Origin of the sequence: Corynebacterium sp. HMSC076D02, from assembly GCF_001813815.1 — a bacterium.
GTDB classification, from domain to species: domain Bacteria; phylum Actinomycetota; class Actinomycetes; order Mycobacteriales; family Mycobacteriaceae; genus Corynebacterium; species Corynebacterium simulans.
The window spans coordinates 1-16850 of record NZ_KV814078.1 but is presented as its reverse complement, the minus strand read 5'-3'; the positions used below and the strand labels follow the sequence as shown (position 1 = coordinate 16850).

Annotated in this window: 16 protein-coding genes and 1 other RNA gene; 4 read left to right on the top strand and 13 right to left on the bottom strand. The window is 57.1% G+C overall.

From position 1 onward, the window contains the following. Positions 1–105: 105 nt before the first annotated feature. The 12 genes from HMPREF2935_RS10575 to prfB all read right to left on the bottom strand — a co-directional run bounded on the left by HMPREF2935_RS10575 (position 106) and on the right by prfB (position 11577). A complete protein-coding gene (locus HMPREF2935_RS10575) occupies positions 106–861 on the bottom strand; it encodes an iron ABC transporter ATP-binding protein (protein WP_070733154.1) in 756 nt (251 codons plus the stop codon). Next, complete coding sequence (locus HMPREF2935_RS10570) at positions 858–1901, bottom strand: iron chelate uptake ABC transporter family permease subunit (protein WP_061926070.1); 1044 nt, start codon at positions 1899–1901, stop codon at positions 858–860. Before HMPREF2935_RS10570 ends, HMPREF2935_RS10575 begins: the two co-directional genes overlap by 4 nt. Continuing rightward, positions 1891–2895 carry an ABC transporter permease gene (locus tag HMPREF2935_RS10565; protein WP_070733152.1) on the bottom strand — a complete coding sequence of 335 codons (1005 nt, stop codon included), beginning with the start codon at positions 2893–2895 and terminating at the stop codon, positions 1891–1893. The genes HMPREF2935_RS10570 and HMPREF2935_RS10565 overlap by 11 nt, the downstream gene beginning before the upstream one ends. 69 nt (positions 2896–2964) lie before the next feature. Further along, positions 2965–3978 carry a siderophore ABC transporter substrate-binding protein gene (locus HMPREF2935_RS10560; protein ID WP_062035635.1) on the bottom strand — a complete coding sequence of 338 codons (1014 nt, stop codon included), beginning with the start codon at positions 3976–3978 and terminating at the stop codon, positions 2965–2967. A 149-nt stretch (positions 3979–4127) separates the two neighbouring features. Continuing rightward, positions 4128–5513: a M20 family metallopeptidase gene (locus HMPREF2935_RS10555; RefSeq protein ID WP_070733150.1), complete on the bottom strand. Its 1386-nt coding sequence runs from the start codon at positions 5511–5513 to the stop codon at positions 4128–4130. 1 nt (position 5514) lies between these two features. Further along, a complete protein-coding gene (locus HMPREF2935_RS10550) occupies positions 5515–7143 on the bottom strand; it encodes an AbgT family transporter (RefSeq protein WP_070733156.1) in 1629 nt (542 codons plus the stop codon). A 284-nt stretch (positions 7144–7427) separates the two neighbouring features. Beyond that, positions 7428–7806, bottom strand: a transfer-messenger RNA (tmRNA) gene (gene ssrA, locus HMPREF2935_RS10545). Positions 7807–7917: 111 nt separating this feature from the next. Continuing rightward, positions 7918–8274 (bottom strand): DUF488 domain-containing protein, encoded by a 357-nt coding sequence (locus HMPREF2935_RS10540; protein WP_070432771.1) that lies wholly within the window; start codon positions 8272–8274, stop codon positions 7918–7920. A gap of 27 nt (positions 8275–8301) precedes the next feature. Next, positions 8302–8802 carry an SsrA-binding protein SmpB gene (gene smpB, locus HMPREF2935_RS10535; protein ID WP_061921111.1) on the bottom strand — a complete coding sequence of 167 codons (501 nt, stop codon included), beginning with the start codon at positions 8800–8802 and terminating at the stop codon, positions 8302–8304. A gap of 24 nt (positions 8803–8826) precedes the next feature. After that, positions 8827–9729: a permease-like cell division protein FtsX gene (ftsX, locus tag HMPREF2935_RS10530; RefSeq protein WP_070733148.1), complete on the bottom strand. Its 903-nt coding sequence runs from the start codon at positions 9727–9729 to the stop codon at positions 8827–8829. Next, on the bottom strand, positions 9730–10419 hold the full coding sequence (ftsE, locus tag HMPREF2935_RS10525) for a cell division ATP-binding protein FtsE (RefSeq protein ID WP_062041691.1): 690 nt from the start codon (positions 10417–10419) through the stop codon (positions 9730–9732). Positions 10420–10464: 45 nt separating this feature from the next. Further along, positions 10465–11577, bottom strand: a complete 1113-nt coding sequence (gene prfB / locus HMPREF2935_RS10520; protein ID WP_061921119.1) for a peptide chain release factor 2 — start codon at positions 11575–11577, stop codon at positions 10465–10467. 68 nt (positions 11578–11645) lie between these two features. Here prfB and HMPREF2935_RS10515 point away from each other — a divergent pair, with 68 nt between their 5' ends. After that, positions 11646–12473, top strand: coding sequence for an inositol monophosphatase family protein (locus HMPREF2935_RS10515; RefSeq protein WP_070733146.1), 828 nt, complete (start codon positions 11646–11648; stop codon positions 12471–12473). Beyond that, positions 12466–13251: a histidinol-phosphatase gene (hisN, locus tag HMPREF2935_RS10510; protein WP_061921103.1), complete on the top strand. Its 786-nt coding sequence runs from the start codon at positions 12466–12468 to the stop codon at positions 13249–13251. The genes HMPREF2935_RS10515 and hisN overlap by 8 nt, the downstream gene beginning before the upstream one ends. 72 nt (positions 13252–13323) lie before the next feature. Here the strand turns inward: hisN and HMPREF2935_RS10505 are convergent, their stop codons facing one another. Then, the gene (locus tag HMPREF2935_RS10505) at positions 13324–14523 is read right to left on the bottom strand and encodes a S1 family peptidase (RefSeq protein ID WP_062035645.1); all 1200 of its coding nucleotides are present in this window, start codon (positions 14521–14523) and stop codon (positions 13324–13326) included. Between the two features lie 508 nt (positions 14524–15031). On the opposite strand from HMPREF2935_RS10505, the gene HMPREF2935_RS10500 reads away from it, so the two are divergent. Both HMPREF2935_RS10500 and HMPREF2935_RS10495 read left to right on the top strand, forming a co-directional pair. Next, positions 15032–15328 (top strand): hypothetical protein, encoded by a 297-nt coding sequence (locus tag HMPREF2935_RS10500; protein ID WP_070733144.1) that lies wholly within the window; start codon positions 15032–15034, stop codon positions 15326–15328. A 253-nt stretch (positions 15329–15581) separates the two neighbouring features. Continuing rightward, entirely contained in the window at positions 15582–16757 is a 1176-nt protein-coding gene (locus tag HMPREF2935_RS10495) for an MFS transporter (RefSeq protein ID WP_070733143.1), read from the top strand. Positions 16758–16850: the final 93 nt, after the last annotated feature.

The following is a 16850-nucleotide window of genomic DNA, read 5'->3' as shown; positions in this document are numbered from 1 at the left end:
TAGCCCCCACCCCACAAACAACACAAATCGCCAGGTAAATCCACCATTACGGAGACAAACCTGGCGTATCAAGCAACGCCCAGAGGGGGCGACGTCGTCAAGCAGTTAGTGATAGCAGGCCAACAATCCATCTGGGCCGTCGATAACTTTGATGGGCGTATTGAAGATTGGGGTCAGCACCTCGTCGCGCATGACCTCCTTCGGATTACCGAAGGCCACCACTTCCCCATTCTTCACCGCACAGATGTGATCGGCGTAGCGAGCAGCGAAGTTGATGTCATGCAAGACGATGATGATCGTGCGCCCGAAGTTCTGCGCGGCCTCCTTGAGGTGCTTCATCATTTCCACGGAGTGCGCGATATCAAGGTTGTTGAGCGGCTCGTCCAGCAAAACGTAATCAGTCTCCTGACACAGGACCATCGCCACATACGCGCGCTGACGCTGGCCGCCCGAGAGCTGATCCAGGTAGCGGTCCTCCAAATCGCTGAGGTGAAGGAAGTCAATGTACTTGGAGATGATCTCCTCGTCCTCAGCCGTCAGGCGGCCATGCGAGTACGGGAAGCGGCCAAACCCCACGAGCTGACGCACCGTCAGCTTCGTGATGAAGTGGTTCTCCTGCCGCAGGATCGACAAAATCTTGGCCAAGTCCTGGGACTTGGTAGAGGCGATGTCCAATCCAGCGACCTCAATGGTGCCTTCGTCGATATCGAGCAAACGCCCCACCATCGTCAGCAGCGTGGACTTGCCGGCACCGTTGGGCCCCACAAGCGCGGTGATACCGCCGGCCGGAATGTCGAGGGAGACTGGGCCAATGTTCGTCTCGTGGGAATAGGTCTTCGCAACGTTATTGAGTGTGATCACAGTCTGCCCTTTCGCAAAATGACGATGAGGAATACCGAGCCGCCGACAAGTTCAATGATGATGGATACAACGCCCTGCGCGTAGAAGACGTGCTGCATGAGGAAGTACGCACCCGTGAGCACAGCAAAGGCGGTGGCGATGGCCATGGGGAACAAGTATCGGTGGTCGTAGGTTTCCGCGAACTGGTAGGCCAAGGTTGCCACCAAGAATCCGAGGAAGGTCATGGGACCTACGAGCGAGGTGGTGGTGGCCATGAGAACTGATACCAGGATCAGAGTAAAGATCGCGTTGAACTTGTGATTCACGCCGAGGTTGGTGGCAGCCTCGCGACCAAGCGAGAGCACGTTGAGGCGGCGGGAATTAAAGAAGAGCAACGCCGTCGCCGCAATCACCAGCGGAATTGCGATGGGATAATACTCAGTCTCAGCATTGTTGACCGAGCCAAACAGTCGTGCCGTCAGCACGTCGAATTCGCTGGGTGTCAGCATGCGCTGCATCAGAGTGGACAGCGATCCAAGTCCGCCACCAATGACCACGCCGACCAATAGCATCGCATGCATGTTGTTGCTGCGGTTTGTCAGCAGCCACGAATACAGGATGAGCGAGAGCACAATCATCACTGCCATCTGGAACAGGAAGGTGCCCATGTTGCGGGCTTCCGTGAGACCCGTGGCGCCTAGGAAGAAGATGGTCGCAGTATTAATCGCCGCGTAGAGCGATTCAAAGCCCATGATGGACGGGGTCAGGATGCGGTTGTTGGTGACCGTATGAAAGGCCACGGTCGCAACGGCTTGGCACGCAGCCACGATAGCCATGGCGATCACGGCGTCGGCACGGCGTTGCGCGATGAGCCACCACTTACGCGTTCCGAAGTCCATGGGGTTGTCATACGCCAGCAGGCCAAACGCGAAGAGCGCGCCCGCCACGATGAGCGCCACCAAGATGATCCAGTACTTGCGCGCTGCTTTGGCCGACTGGAAGGAGCCCACATAGCGCTGCTTGGCGACGTCGCCTGTGCGCTGCTCTGTCTTAACGCTCACGGGTGGACCTCACAATCAGGAATACGAAGACGGCCGCGCCGACTACGCCCAAGATGACGGATACGGGCAGCTCAAACGGAGAAATGACGGTTCGGCCGATGAGGTCACACAAGGTGACCGTGGCAATACCGAGCAGGCATACCCAAGGAAGGTTTGAGCGCAGGTCATCGCCGCGGAACATGCTCACCACGTTGGGAACGATAAGCCCCAAAAAAGGCAGGGAGCCCACGACCACGGTGACCACGCCAGTGGCCACAGCGATGAGCCCGGTGCCGATGAGGATCATTCGGTTGTAATTCAGGCCCACGTTGGTGGCGATTTCTTCGCCCAAGCCTGCGACCGTGAGTTTGTCCGCGTAGAAGAACACCGCGAGCAGCACCAGCAAAACGATCCACAGCACCTCGTACTGGCCCTCGTACACAGAAGTGAACGAGCCCATGAACCAGATACCCAGCTGCTGCAGTTTGCCGGTGGTCAGTGCTACGAAAGAGGACACCGCGCTGACGACGGCGCCCAGCATGATGCCGATGATCGGCACGATGAGCGAGGAGCGCAACGTGACTCGGCGCAAGAAAGCGAAAAAGACCATCGTGCCGATGAAAGAGAACACAACAGAAATGACCATGCGGCCAAGCACCGACGAGTGCGGGAGCACGATCATCGAAAAGAGAAGGCCGAGGCCTGCCCATTCCGTGGTACCCGTGGTCGTGGGTTCAACGAAGCGATTCTGGGTGAGCAGCTGCATCACCAATCCACTCATCGCCATCGCCGCGCCTGCGAGCACCAGGGCAATGGTGCGCGGAATGCGCGTGGTCATAAACATGTCGCGGCCGTCGTCGTGATCAAGGATCGAATACTCCCCCACCATGAGCGAAAGGAGGAGCAACGCCGCTACAGCCACGACGCCGAGCAACAGCTTCCAAGTGAAAAGCTTGCCGCTGGAACGGCGCGCGGGTGGTGCTTCTTGAACCGCGGTTTTCTCTGCTGAAGTCAAAACTTATCTCTTTCACACCAAAAACCGGAAAGCCTTACGGCGTTCCGGTTTCGGTTCTATTTGTGCAGGTTAGGACTGCTTCTCAAAGGCGTCAGCCAGAGCATTGAGAATCTCAGTGTAGGTAATGATGCTCTCGTTGACGTAGGTATCAGCCGGGGCAACGTAGACGTTGCCTTCCTTGACTGCGGTCACGTTCTTCAGCGCAGCATTCTCGTTAACGAGTTTGTCGCCTGGAACGTGTTCTTCGCCTTCCTTGCTGACGGCTGCGTCGCGGTCCATGACGAGGATCCAGTCCGGGTTGGACTCAGCGATTGCCTCGACGGAGATGTCGTCGCCCTCGTGGTCATCGGTTCCTTCCGGAACCTCAAGAGCCGGGGTCATACCGATGAGGTCGAAAACCGGGCCGTAGGTGCGGCCGATCTTCGGCGCGATGTAGCCGATCTCGCCACCGGAGGTGTTCACTGCCATGACCTTCTTGGAAGGATCATAAGCTTCCTTGGCGCGCTTTGCGGCTGCGTCGAAGTCCTCGATGAGCTTGGCTGCGTCCTCTTCGTGTCCGAAGGTCTGGCCCAGTGCCTCGGTGTGGCGCTTGAGTTCTTCGAAGAAGTCCTTGTCATCGCGCGGCTCAAAGTCGAGCACGGGGACATCTTCCACCAGCTTTTCGATGTCTTCCTGGTGCTGCTCGAAGCGCTGGCCGTTCCAGACCACATCCGGTTCCGCAGCGACGAGAGATTCCAGATCCGGCTCGCGGTGGGAACCGAGGTCAGCTGCGACGGTGTCCTTGTTGTAGACATCGCGCACGGTGGAAGGAACCAGCTTCAGCGGTGCGGCGGCAATCTTGACATCCCAGTCAGCAAGAATCTCGAAAGCGCGGTTGTCCGTAACGGCCGGGGCAGAAACCGGGGCAGCAATCTTCTTCTCACCGAAGTTGTCCTCGAGAGTGATCTCCGTGGTCTCGGAGGAGGACGCTGCGGAGGTGTCAGAAGAACCGGAGGTGGACTCTTCTGCAGAAGAGCAAGCGGTCAGAGCCATCGACAGGGCTGCGACGGACGCGACGAGAGAACGACGAATCTTGGCGGTCATGATGTCCTTTTCGAAAGGTTTTCAAATACTCGCCTAACCTAACTGATGTAAGCCTTACCTTTCAAGCAGTTTTTGTTAGGCAAGCCTACAAATGCAATAAAATATAGGTTGAACTGTGCAAGAAAACCTACTCCGAGCCTACTCGGCGCCTAGTCCGCGGACGATTCCGCCAAGAGATCCGCCACCGCAACAGCGCCCTGTTCGGCAAACTCCGCATTCGCTGCCGCGCGCATTTTCGTGTCCGCCAAGTAGTCAATCGCTACTTGGGCCAAGCCTGCTGCGGAGTCCACTGCGGCGTTGACAGCTGCATCCGTTGCGGCCCAGCGAGCGAAGTCCTCGGTATGCAGGGCAACGTCGGACGGAGAGACCTTGACCATCGGGTGAATGCCCGGCACAAGGTGCGAGACGTTACCGAAGTCCGTGGACGCGGCAAGGGTCTCCGGCACGGTTCCCGCGGGAAGTGCCGTCCTTCCGCGCAGCGTTTGCGTGCGCGTCCACCGCTCCACCAGCGCCTCGTTGTTGCGCACCGGCAGCGTCATCGGGTGCTCGTCCCATTCGACATCGACCTGGACGCCGGCCATTAGCGCAGCCCCCTCAACGATTTCGTTAACGCGCTGGGACAAATCCATGAGGGTCTGGTTGCCCAAGGAACGCACATAAATGTGCATCGAGGCTTCACGCGGAATCACCGAAGGTCGCGCTCCCCCGCCCATGATGGCGTGTACGCGATCGCTCGGAGGCATCTGCTGACGCATCAGGCCAATACCCTGGTAGGCCAAGGATGCGGCGTCGAGGGCGTTGCGCCCCATGAAAGGTTGCGAACTCGCGTGCGCCGCCACGCCGCGAAAGCGCACGTTGACGCTGCGGCGCCCGACCCACGCGTGCGAGCCGATGTCATAGCCAAAGCCGTGGATCATCATCGCTGCATCCACGGAGTGAAGGCTGCCACCACGGATCATGTACTCCTTGCCCGAATGCCCCTCCTCAGCCGGGGTGCCTTGCAGCAGCAGGCGCCCCTCGACGCCGCCGTTCTTACACAGCGCCTCGACCGCGGACAGGAATCCGCCCACGCCCGCGGCAGCGATAACGTTGTGACCACAGCCGTGCCCGATACCGGGCAGCGCGTCATACTCGGCCATGATTGCCACGGTGGGATGAGATGTCGCATCGAAATTCGGGCTCCTCCACTCCGCCTCGAAAGCGGTTTCCACCCCGTAAACACCGCGTCGGACGGGGAAACCGCGTTGCTCCACGACGTCGGCAAGCATGCCCATCGAGCGGTGCTCCTCGAAGGCCGTCTCTGGGTGAGCATGCAAATCCTGCACGATGTGGGCGGCAAGCTCGCGGTTGGCGTCAGCGCTTTCCGACGCCGCCTTCCACAGCACGTCCTGCCCCGCATAAGCCTCAGCCAGGGATGCTTGTGCTCCCGCGTTGGCTGCTTGGGCGGCCGCCACGCGCTGCGCGATGAGCTGCTCCGTGGCCTCCAAATATGCCGTTGATGGATTGTTTCTTGCGTGATTGTCGCTATCGCACACGTTATCCCTCGATGAAAATGTTGTTGCCCGGACCCAGCGGTAGGTCTGCGTAGAACCAGATGGCCAGCAGGATTGCCCACGCGGTGAAGAACGGAACCACGTATGGCATCAGGCGCGACATCAGGGTGCCCAGGCCTGCCTTCGGCTCGTAGCGCTGCAGGAATCCTAGCATCACGATCATGTACGGGTTCAGCGGAGTGATGATTTGAGTTGCAGAGTCACCCACACGGAAAGCGCTCTGAATGAAGGCCGGCTCGTAGCCCAGCAGTGCGAACATCGGAACGAACACTGCCGCCATCAGGGTCCACATCGAAGAACCGGAGATGATGAGCAGGTTCAGGCACGAGGCCAGGACGATGAACGCGAAGACCGCGCCGAAGCCGGTGAGACCGATGGATTCCAGGAATGCCGCGCCCTTGACCGCGGTAAAAGTACCGATGCCGGTCCACGCAAACAGCGCCACGAACTGGCCCAAGATGAAGGCCAGGATGAGGAAGCTCAACATGTCTTTCAGCGAGCCAATCATCATGTCGACGACGTCCTTGATGCCGTTGACGGTGCCCACGGCCTTGCCGTAGACCACACCGAGCACGAGGAAGTACAGGAAGACGATGAAAACGATGGAGCTCATCAGCGGAGACTTCGGCAGGAAGCCGCCGGTCTCGTTACGCCACGGGGATTCTGGCAGAAGAATGGCGAACAACAGTGCCGCGGTAACGATGACGGTGGCAACTACAGACCACACCAGGCCTTTGCTTTCAGTCGGGGAAAGCTCTGCGGAGAGCTCCTCGCCGTTTTCGTCGCGGTCGCCGCGGTGTGCGGCCTCTTCCGGATCGATGTCCTCTTCCGTAGGCACTTCCTGCTTCCACATGCGCGGCTCGATGACGCGGTCAGTGATGTAACCGGCCAAGACACCGAGAACGATGGAAGATGCCACGTTGAAGAAGTAGTTGGACATTGCGTTCACGTCAGAGAACTCCATGCCCGGCAGGGTCTCCATAACCGCGGTGGTAATACCTGCGAACAGCGCATCCAAGGAGGTTGGGACCAGTGCGGTGGAGTAGCCAGCGCCAACGGCAGCGAAGCCACCGATGAGGCCTGCGACAGGGTGGCGACCGGCTGCCTTGAACACCATCGCCGCCAGTGGCGGAACGATAACGAAGGCAGCGTCAGCCATGACCGATGCGGTCACGCCAATGACGCCGACCGCGTAAGGCAAAACCCATGGCTTCGCAGAGCCGAAGAGCTTGCGAATGAGGGCGGAGAGCATTCCGGAGCGCTCGGCCACGCCGACTGCCAGCATGATGGGCAGCACCGTAACCAACGGCGGGAAGTTGATGTAATTCTCGCCCATCGTGGTGGTAAACCACGACATGCCCTCGCCGGTGAACAAGCCCTTGACGGGCTGGATTTCATCAGATCCAGGCACCTGCACCTTGATGTCCATCCACGCCATGATGGAAGAAGCAACGCCGGTGATGAGGAACAGGATCAGGAAGATGGTGAACGGCTCTGGCAGCTTGTTGCCTACGTATTCAACGCCGTTGAGAAACTTATCGAGCCAACCGCCCGTGGCCGGCTTGCTCTTCGCAGCCTTTGCAGGGCTAGCACCGGATTGAGGGGCACGCATTGTCTTATCTGCGACAGGCATGGGTGGCCTCCTTCATCGAAGATTCTTTGCAATGTAACATACACTACATTGAAAAAGTGAGGCACATCTCAATCTTGGCCCAATTGCCACTGCCAACTTTTGATTTCCGTACGAAAGAAACATGCATTCGAACCATCGAATGCAGCCAAACTGGCGCTTGTGAGCCGCTTCGATGGTTCGAATGCAGGTCAGGCTTCGCGACGCCGCGCTAACAGCGCAGGTATGAGAAAAGCCCCAGCTAAACATCGTTTAGCTGGGGCAAGCGGTGGAGCCGCCGGGAATTGAACCCGGGTCCTTCGTCACCTCGCCAGGGCTTCTCCGTGCGCAGTTTGCACAGGATCTCTACTCGGCCCTCCGGCACGGGCAAACACGTTCCGGATGATGGGCCCAGTTGCTCTAGAAGTCCCCTTCCGGCCGAACAACAAACCAGAAAGGCAAGTTCCTTAGTCGATGCCAGGAACCAGGTCAGGAACTAAACCTGGGCTGACAGACACGCGTCGCTGAAATTAGGCAGCGAGGGCGTAGTCACGCTGAGAGTTCTTCTCTGCGTTTATTGGTTGCTGCGACGCTTACGGTGGTCTCCAGCCTGCACCGGCACGCTTCCCCTGGCTCAATGTACGAAGTCGAAACCAAGTCGACCCCATTAACCTACAGAGCGGGTATGTGCAATTCTCTGCGGTTTGCTCTACGCTACTCCAACACCGGCTTAGGGCTCAAGTCCCCGGCATAAACCCTATGTGGTTCATCGCTGCCCTACTGCGCATCCAGCCAATCTTTGAGCACTGTAGCGTGGTTTACCTCGCGGTCCTTGGCGGCGAAGATAAGCGTTACTGCGCCCTTGTCTGCGAGACGGCGCAGGTTTTCCATATCTTCGGCGTCGTTCGCGTCAAGCTCAGACTTATAACGCTTGGAGAACTCATCGAATGAATCCGCGTCGTGGTTCCACCACTTGCGCAGCTCAGGGCTGGGAGCTACGTCTTTGAGCCAATAGTCCGGCGCCAAGTCATCCTTGCTTATCCCGCGCGGCCAGAGCCTGTCCACGAGCACCGACTTGCCGGTTACTTTTGCATCGCCCTTGACGACGTCGTGTGCCTTTGCCGTATGAATCATGGTACCCAGGCTACGTCGTGGCGGCGCCTAGGCGTTGATTCCCTTGATGCGGCGCCCCAGTTCGCGGGTGATTTCGCGGTCTTGGTCGCGGCGCTTGATGGCCTCCCGCTTGTCGTAGTCCTGCTTACCCTGGGCAAGGCCCAACTCGCACTTGGCGCGGCCATCTTTCAGATAGACCTTGAGCGGCACCAGAGTCTTGTTGCCATCACGCACCTGCCCCATTAGCTTGTCAATCTCACGGCGGTGCAGCAGCAGCTTGCGGGTGCGCTTTGGCGAGTGGTTTGTCCAGGTTCCCTGCGAGTACTCAGGGATGTGGAGGTTGCGGATATAAACCTCGCCGTCGTCGATGGTTGCGAACGCATCGACGAGCGAGATTTTGCCCTCACGCATTGACTTGATTTCGGTTCCCACCAGGACCATGCCGCATTCGAGGGTATCGAGAATCTTGTAATCGTGACGGGCACGGCGATTGGTGGCTAGGGTCGTGTTGTTATCGACCGCTGCTTTCTTCTTTGCCTTCTTCGCCATAATTTCTACAACTATACGCGGTGCTTACTTGCGCACATAAGCGCGCAGGGTAATCTGCGCCGTCAGTGCAGCAAAGATCAGTGCGAATACGCCCACGATAGGCAGAGCAACCCAAATGTCCGAGCTCTTAATCGGTGCCAGAAGCTGCGATTCATAGAGATTCTTCAGCGAGGGATCAACCACCGCGGACTTGCCCACAGAGATGCCCACACCAGCGAGCACGACGCCGATCAGCGTTCCGAGGAGTGCTTCCAGCACGAACGGAGCCTGGGTCATCCAGCGGGATGCACCCACCATACGCATAATCGAGGTCTCACGGGAGCGGTTGAAAGCAGCAATCTGAACCATGTTCGCGATCAGGAAGATAGCTGCGATTGCCATCACGGCTGCGAGCACGAAGGTGGCATTGCGGATGGCGTCCAAGTTATGGGCGGCACCGCGGACTTCTTCTTGCTGGTCAATGATTTCGCCGACTGCCGGGTTGTCTTTGATGGCGTCGACTGGCGCGGTATCCGTGGGATCGACCAAGCGGACGTGGAAGGCCGCTGGCAGCGCGTCGGGAGAGGTCTCCTCCACCATCACAGGATCGGTCTCCTTGAAGAGCTCGACGAAGCGGTCGTAGGACGCCTGACGGTCACGATAAGTCACCGATTCCACGTCGTCGTCGCTTTCCAGCTGCTTCTTCAAGTCAGCGCATTCCGGAGAACTACATTCCGGATCGTTTGCTGAGATGTCCTCATTGAGCTGAACCATGACTTCCACGCGCTCCAAGTAGATCTCCTTGGTGTCGTTGGTCATGTTGGTCACCAGCACGCCGGCGACGACCAGCGCTACGGAAATGGCGGTCGTGATAACCATCGCCACCGTCATGGTCAGGTTGCGGCCGAGCCCCTTAAAAGCCTCGCGTAAAACTAGTCCTAGTTGCATTTACAGAGCCTCTCCGTACAGTGCGTGGTCTTCATCGCGAACGAGCTTGCCGTTGTGCAGCTCGAGGACGCGCTGGCGGGCATCATTGACGGCACGTGCATTGTGCGTAGACATGATGACTGTGGTGCCGCGGCGGTTGATCTGGGATAGCAATCCCAAAATCTCCGAGGCAGTACCCGGGTCTAGGTTGCCCGTCGGCTCATCTGCAAGGACCAACTTGGGGCGGTTAACAAAGGCACGCGCCACGGCAACGCGCTGCTGCTCACCACCGGAAAGCTCATGCGGCATGCGGTGCTGTTTGGAACCCAAACCCACCATTTCCAGAACTTCCGGGACCGCTTTGTCGATCTTGGACTTCTTCTTTCCAATGACCTCGAGTGCGAAGGCCACGTTTTGGTAGACGTTCAGCTTCGGCAGCAGGCGGAAGTCTTGGAAGACGTAGCCGATGGACTGGCGCAGCTGATTAATCTGGCGGCCTTTCAGCGCATTGACGTGGAAATCGCCGAAGTGAATGTCACCGGAGGAAACATTCGTCTCACGCACCATCAGCTGTAGGAACGTCGACTTACCGGAGCCGGAGGGCCCGATCAGGAAGACGAATTCGCCGTCATCGATCTGAAACGAGACGTCGTCAAGCGCGGGCCTTGTCGACGTCTTATAAACCTTGGACACATTTTCAAAGGTGATCACTCAAGCCACATTAGCAACATGAGTTAACAACAGAAAGTGTAAAACCTAACTTTCCTGCTCTTCCTTCTGCGCCTCAGCCATACGCCAGCGGATTCCGGCCTCCAAGAATCCATCCAGGTCACCGTCGAGCACCTTCGATGGATCGCCCACCTCATAGTTAGTGCGTAGGTCCTTGACCATCTGATACGGATGCAGGACATACGAGCGCATTTGGTTTCCCCACGAGGCATTACCGCCTGCGCCGAGCGCATCCATCTCCGCCTGTTCTTCCTGACGCTTGCGCTCCAAAAGCTTGGCCTGCAGCACGCGCATCGCCGAGGCTTTGTTCTGGATCTGGGATTTTTCATTCTGGCAGGTCACCACGATGCCGGTCGGAATGTGCGTCAGACGCACCGCGGAATCCGTAGTATTAACTGACTGGCCGCCAGGGCCCGAAGAGCGATAGACATCGACGCGCACGTCCGCATCCGGAATATCGATATGGTCGGTCTGCTCCACCACCGGCAGCACCTCCACCTCAGCGAAGGAGGTCTGGCGCCGACCCTGATTATCGAAGGGCGAGATGCGGACCAAACGGTGGGCGCCCTGTTCTACAGAAAGCTGGCCGTACATGTACTCGCCGTGCACCACGAAGGTGGCCGACTTGATGCCCGCCTCCTCTGCATAAGAAATGTCGTAGACATCCACCTTATGGCCATTCTTTTCCGCCCAGCGCACGTACATACGCATGAGCATCTCAGCCCAGTCCGCCGCATCCACGCCACCTGCACCGGAACGGATGTTAATAACGGCCTCGCGCGGGTCATACTCGCCCGAAAGCATCGTGGTCACTTCCAGCGCCTCGATGAGGGTGCCCAGCTCGTCTAGCTCGTCGTCGGCAAGCGAGGTGTCCCCCTCTTCCTCCGCCAACTCGTACATAACCGGCATATCGTCCACGCGAGAACGCAGCGATTCCAGCTTGCGAATCTTGGCCTGCGCGGCCGAAAGCGCGGAAGTCACCTGCTGCGCGTGGGCCGGATCATCCCACAAAGAGGGGTCACCAGCCTGAGCCTCGAGCTCACGAACCTGCTCAGCTAAAGCTGCAGGATCCATGACCTTTTCAATGGTCGTAAGGGTGGAATCCAATTCGGCAAGACGGGCTGATTGTTCGGGACGCATAGCGCCCAAGTCTACCTGCGCAGCACACACAATTAGCCATCGGCCGCATTTAGCGGGACAATAGCTCCATGACTCAACAGCCGAGCTTGAATGAGATGATCGACGCGATCACCAAAACCTTTCTGGTAGCTCACGTAGATGACACCGACGCACACCTTGCGCAGGCACTCGTTTACAACGCAGGCCGCCTAGCATGGCGCATGCGTGAGCAGGGCATTGACGTCGATCAGAAGACCTCCATTTCTGATGTCGTCACCGATGCAGACCGCGCCACCGAGCGCTTCGTTGCCGGCGTGCTCGAGGTGGTGCGCCCCGAGGACGGCATCCTCGGAGAGGAGGGCGCTACCCGCCCTTCCACCTCGGGACGCAACTGGGTCATCGACCCAGTAGACGGTACCTATAACTTCGCATCTGGCTCGGATTACTGGTGCTCGGTGCTCGCGCTTACCGACGCCGAGGGCGTCATCATGGGCGCAGTGCACCGCCCCGCCATGGGCTACACCTGGTTCGGCGGCCGTGACTTTCCTACTTCCCGTGATGGAAAGGACGTCGCCAAGCTGCAGGATAAACCGGCAAATGAAACCAGCATGGCAACCTACCTGCACCCTACATCCATTCAGGACCCAGAAATCCGCGCGGCCTGGCAGCGTGTGTCCGAGCACTTTGCTACAGTTCGCATGCTCGGCGCCGGTTCCGTGGACCTCTCCAGCGTTGCCGACGGCACCTGGGGTGCTTGGATGCAGCACAGCGTCGCGGACTGGGATTGGTTCCCGGGCAAAGCGCTGGTGGAGGCCGCAGGTGGCGCCGCCCGCAAGGTAGAAGCAGGCGGTGTGGAATGGTGCATCGCTGGTAATAAACAGGTTGTCGATCAAATGGAGGCATGGCTCCGTGGGTAAGTTCAAAGAAGACTTAGGCCTCGCGCTCGAGCTGGCAGGTCACGCGGATGTCATCACGATGCACCGCTTTGAGGCTTCCGATCTTTCGGTCAAGGACAAGCCGGATATGTCCCCGGTTTCTGACGCTGACTTGGCTTGCGAGAAGCAGATTCGTGAGGCTCTCAAGCGCTCCCGCCCGCGCGACGAAGTCTTAGGTGAGGAATTCGGCGGCACCCCCACCTTCAAGGGCCGCCAGTGGGTCATCGATCCAATCGATGGCACCAAGAACTTCGTGCGCGGCGTGCCGGTATGGGCCACGCTGATTGCTCTTTTGGAAGACGGTGAGCCTGTGGTTTCGGTGATTTCCGCGCCTGCTTTGCGACGTCGCTGGTACGCCGCCAAGGGCGGCGGCGCCTACCGCGTATTCGGCGGCGAGCCAAAGCGTCTGCACGTCTCGCAGATTGACCAGCTCGAAAATGCCTCTCTGGCCATGGGCTCGTTGGCAGGCTGGGCTAAGCGCGGTTTGCGTGATTGCTTCGTGGAGCTCTCCGAAAAGACTTGGCGTCTGCGCGGCTATGGCGACTTCTGGAACTACTGCTTGGTGGCAGAAGGCGCAGTCGACATTGCGGCTGAGCCTGAGGTCTCCCTCTGGGATCTTGCAGCGCCGTCTTTGCTGGTAACCGAGGCAGGCGGCAAGTTCACCGGCCTCAACGGTGAGGCCGGCCCGCACCACGGCTCTTCGGTGGCTAGCAACGGCCTGCTGCATACGGCAGCGCTGGAAGCGCTGAAACTGCAATAGACAAAACAATCACTAAAACGGCTACATGCCCCGCGCTTCAAGCACGGGGCATGTAGCCGTTTGTGGGAGAGATTAGTTCTGCGGGAGCGTAAAGCCTGCTCCTACCCCACCGCGGCGGTTCATGTCCGCAAGGATTGCGTCCATGTTCATCGCTACGGTCGGATCGTGCAGAGCGCCCTGCAGCGGGGTGCGACAATCAGGCAGACCCGGGATAAGACCGCGGGAGATTGCACCGATGATGCGACCCTTGTACATAACCGGTGCGCCGGAATCACCTTCCATGGCGCAGACCTGGTTGATCTGGACTTCCTTGGCCTGCTGGTAGGTCATGCCACAGGTAGTGCCGGTTGCGACGCCAGTCTTGCAGGTGACAGCGCCCGGCTTGACATTGCCGCCAACCTCCGTGGCATGCACGCCATTGTAGTTGCGGGTTACCTCAGCCTTGGAGCCGAACTCGATGACCGAGTAGTCCAGGTAATCGTTCCTGGAGGCAATGGTGCCGGTTGGGCCAACCTGCCAGGAATCGGCGGAAGAAACTGGGTCACCGACGTTGCCGCAGTGTCCCGCGGTGATGCCTACCTTGCGGCCGGCTGCGTCGGTGCCTGCTGCGGTCAAGGTGCACATGGTGTCCTGACGAACATACAGCGGCGTACCCGGGCCGTACAAGGATTTTCCACGCGTCAACGCCGCATTGGATTCTTCAGGTACGCGCGGTGCGTCGAAGTAGGAACCAGGTACGCGATGCAACACGTAGTCATCGAAGGGCTTAGCGGCTGCCGCCTTGGAGAAAGCATCGTTCTTCCAGACGTAGTTCGGGTCCGTGCCCTGTGGCTTAAAAGCTGGCTGCGTTGCCTGCTCAATCATGCCGACCGGGTTCGGGTTGGTCAGCGGTTGCGCGTACTGCTGGCTATCCGCATTCGCTTGTTCGATGACCGGCTGCACTGCGTTCTGGGCCTGGGACACTGCATCGTTGACGGCCGAATTCAGCGCTTTATTCTGTGCCTGAATTTGGTTCTGAACTTGGCCCTGCACTTGTGCCTGGGTCTGCGCAGCAGGCTGCTGCGTCTGCAGCATGTCACTTAAACCAGATTGCGCGCCGAAGCGAGCAAACTCATCATTGACATGATTAACCACGGCATGCGCGGCGGCAGCTGGGTCGAATGGCTCGGCAGCAGGCAGTTCTTGGGCGCCTGCGGTGGGGCTCGCAAAGAAAAACGCACCTGCGAAAGCCGAGCCCACGATGACTTTCTTTAGGTGCGGAATGTGAAGCATGAACAAATCCCTCTATCTCTCTTGCTATTGGTCTAGCAAGGATCATCATTTCACGCGGGTAGGTATTACGAAGCTCTAATTTGCATCTGTTTCCAACCCGTTATCGTTTACACAGTTTGCGGGTGTACCCAAAATCTTTGCCTTACCTAAAAATGGCCGCTGTACTAGGTTTTCTTTGCAAAACGTCAAAGGGGCCTGGCCCCAACCCAACCGGGCTGGATATCAGGTGTCTAGCTAACAGGGGCCAGGCCCATCCAAGATGCAGACCGCCATTACATCTGGCAGGCGTTAACAACCATCCGATCAAACGCAGACTTCGCTACTCAGGTTGCCGACGCTCATTAAACTGATCACCCTGGGACGCCAGAAGCCGGGGACATGGACCAAACGAACAACGCAATTGGCCGCGATGTAGGCCTCCGAGATGAAGGAGACGAGCAAGAGGCAATTAATGATTGCCATGACAAAGCAAACAATGGAGAGCTAAAAATACTGAAGAAGGCCTGACATGAAAGACAAACTTCCATTATTAGAAACCGTGATGGGAATCGTCTGCGGAATAGTAGCACTCTACGGTGGAATACTATTATCCACAACGCTCCCCATTCCTTTTGTGCTCTATGGATTACCACTGGCGCTCCTGCTTGCGTGCGGTATCATACTTTTCTTCATTTTCCTGGTGAAGAAAGACCGCTACATCAGTAACTGTTCATGGAAAGCATTTATAGTTGCACTAATTCTTTCTTTTTCCATTTCATCCACCTTATGGATAACAACTATCGTTCCTTACGCAAACTTCTCTTGAAAGAAACGCAGCCCCCAACAAGCTTCACTGTTGTAATAGCAACGTTGAGGACTCCGCTCACCACATTAAGGATTACCAGTCCGTGGTGGCGGGGTCTTTGCCTTTGGACGTACCTGGAGGCATAGTTACGCGTATTGAGCCTGAAATTAATGTAGTCGGTAGAGATAGTGTTCAGCGATACATCCCGGACTCCGATGTGACAGATCTGTATTTGGATACAAAGATTGCGGACCGCTAACGCAGTAAGTGAATTATGAAATTAAAACAAGCAATAAATTTTAATACCTTTCGGTTCAGCTTGTTATACGCGCTTTCCCTGTCAGTCGCGGGTATCGATCTGACGATTTCGGTACGCTCTGGTCAAGAATTGACTAGGACAGCGTTAGGCGGCACGATGACCTATGTTTTAATAGCCTTGGGTATCATAATTGCCGCTCGACTTGGAATGCCATTGATTAAAAGGCTCGGGCCTCGAATGGTATATCTAATTGCGGGTACAACTTGTATTTTGTCAGGAATGGCAACATCTTTTGCAATGCAAAAGCAACAAATCTGGCTATTTTACGGTGGAATACTGCTCGTCGGTATCTTTATGGGGCTCGCAAATTTTCATCGAATTTTGGTGAAAGATTTCGCGCCCCAGCCAAGTCCCTGGGATACGAGTCTCGTTCTCTTGAGCGGAGTCGTTGGGTCGATTTTCGGTCCTTGGGTTGCTGGTATCGTGGCCGAATCCCCAAGCGATTTCTACAAGGCGTATCGGGTTGTAATTGGTCTAGGGATACTGGTCTTTTTCGCCTCGCTGGCTCTACCCCAAACCATTGAAACGATGCTTGCACGAACATCCAAGGATGATCGCTCGGGTGATCGTTCGACTCTTTATCTTGGTGGCGTATTGGGGTTCTTCAGTTATGTAACTATGACCCTTTTAATGACAGCAATTCCCTTAGAAGCTCAGCGACAGGGGCTAAGCAGCTCCGAAATTTCTGATTTGTCGCAGTTACATATGGTTGCCATGTACCTTCCGATATTGGTGGTTCCCTATCTTATCAACCAGTTTTCAGCGCAGAAGGTTGCGATTTGGTCCTTGGGGCTGGGCGGTTTGTCTGCAGTGTGTGCTGAACTTCTTCTCAAGGATGAAAAAGAAAATAATCTTGAACTAGCGATCTTGATGGTGATTGCGGGAGTCCTTTGGGCTTTTTCGTTTACTGCGGCATCAAATATTGTTGCGGTAAACCAATATGGAAGGACTCATCTAGTTGCGCGGGGTCGTGCTGAATCGATGCCTCCGCTGGGAATGATTATCGGATCTATTCTTGCAGGAGCATTGTTGGGCTCAGTTGGCTTTATTTGGGTTGCGGTGTTCTTTGGAATTGTATCGCTATCTGCATTCCTTCTCTTGACGATACTGACCAGTCTGAAACCGACATAAGCTTAAGGGGGGTAATCGTGGAATATGTCTTTGTTTTAGACGGCACAATGTACACGGGTGAGTGCTGAGAGCGGCTTGTTGGTAGGGGTGTTG

What these genes read in the sequence shown, in the direction of transcription:
- HMPREF2935_RS10560 (WP_062035635.1), bottom strand. Translation starts at nt 3,978, where the DNA reads ATGACCGCCAAGATTCGTCGTTCTCTCGTCGCGTCCGTCGCAGCCCTG.
- HMPREF2935_RS10550 (WP_070733156.1), bottom strand. Translation starts at nt 7,143, where the DNA reads ATGCGTGCCCCTCAATCCGGTGCTAGCCCTGCAAAGGCTGCGAAGAGC.
- HMPREF2935_RS10540 (WP_070432771.1), bottom strand. Translation starts at nt 8,274, where the DNA reads ATGATTCATACGGCAAAGGCACACGACGTCGTCAAGGGCGATGCAAAA.
- smpB (WP_061921111.1), bottom strand. Translation starts at nt 8,802, where the DNA reads ATGGCGAAGAAGGCAAAGAAGAAAGCAGCGGTCGATAACAACACGACC.
- ftsX (WP_070733148.1), bottom strand. Translation starts at nt 9,729, where the DNA reads ATGCAACTAGGACTAGTTTTACGCGAGGCTTTTAAGGGGCTCGGCCGC.
- prfB (WP_061921119.1), bottom strand. Translation starts at nt 11,577, where the DNA reads ATGCGTCCCGAACAATCAGCCCGTCTTGCCGAATTGGATTCCACCCTT.
- HMPREF2935_RS10515 (WP_070733146.1), top strand. Translation starts at nt 11,646, where the DNA reads ATGACTCAACAGCCGAGCTTGAATGAGATGATCGACGCGATCACCAAA.
- HMPREF2935_RS10505 (WP_062035645.1), bottom strand. Translation starts at nt 14,523, where the DNA reads ATGCTTCACATTCCGCACCTAAAGAAAGTCATCGTGGGCTCGGCTTTC.
- HMPREF2935_RS10500 (WP_070733144.1), top strand. Translation starts at nt 15,032, where the DNA reads ATGAAAGACAAACTTCCATTATTAGAAACCGTGATGGGAATCGTCTGC.
- HMPREF2935_RS10495 (WP_070733143.1), top strand. Translation starts at nt 15,582, where the DNA reads ATGAAATTAAAACAAGCAATAAATTTTAATACCTTTCGGTTCAGCTTG.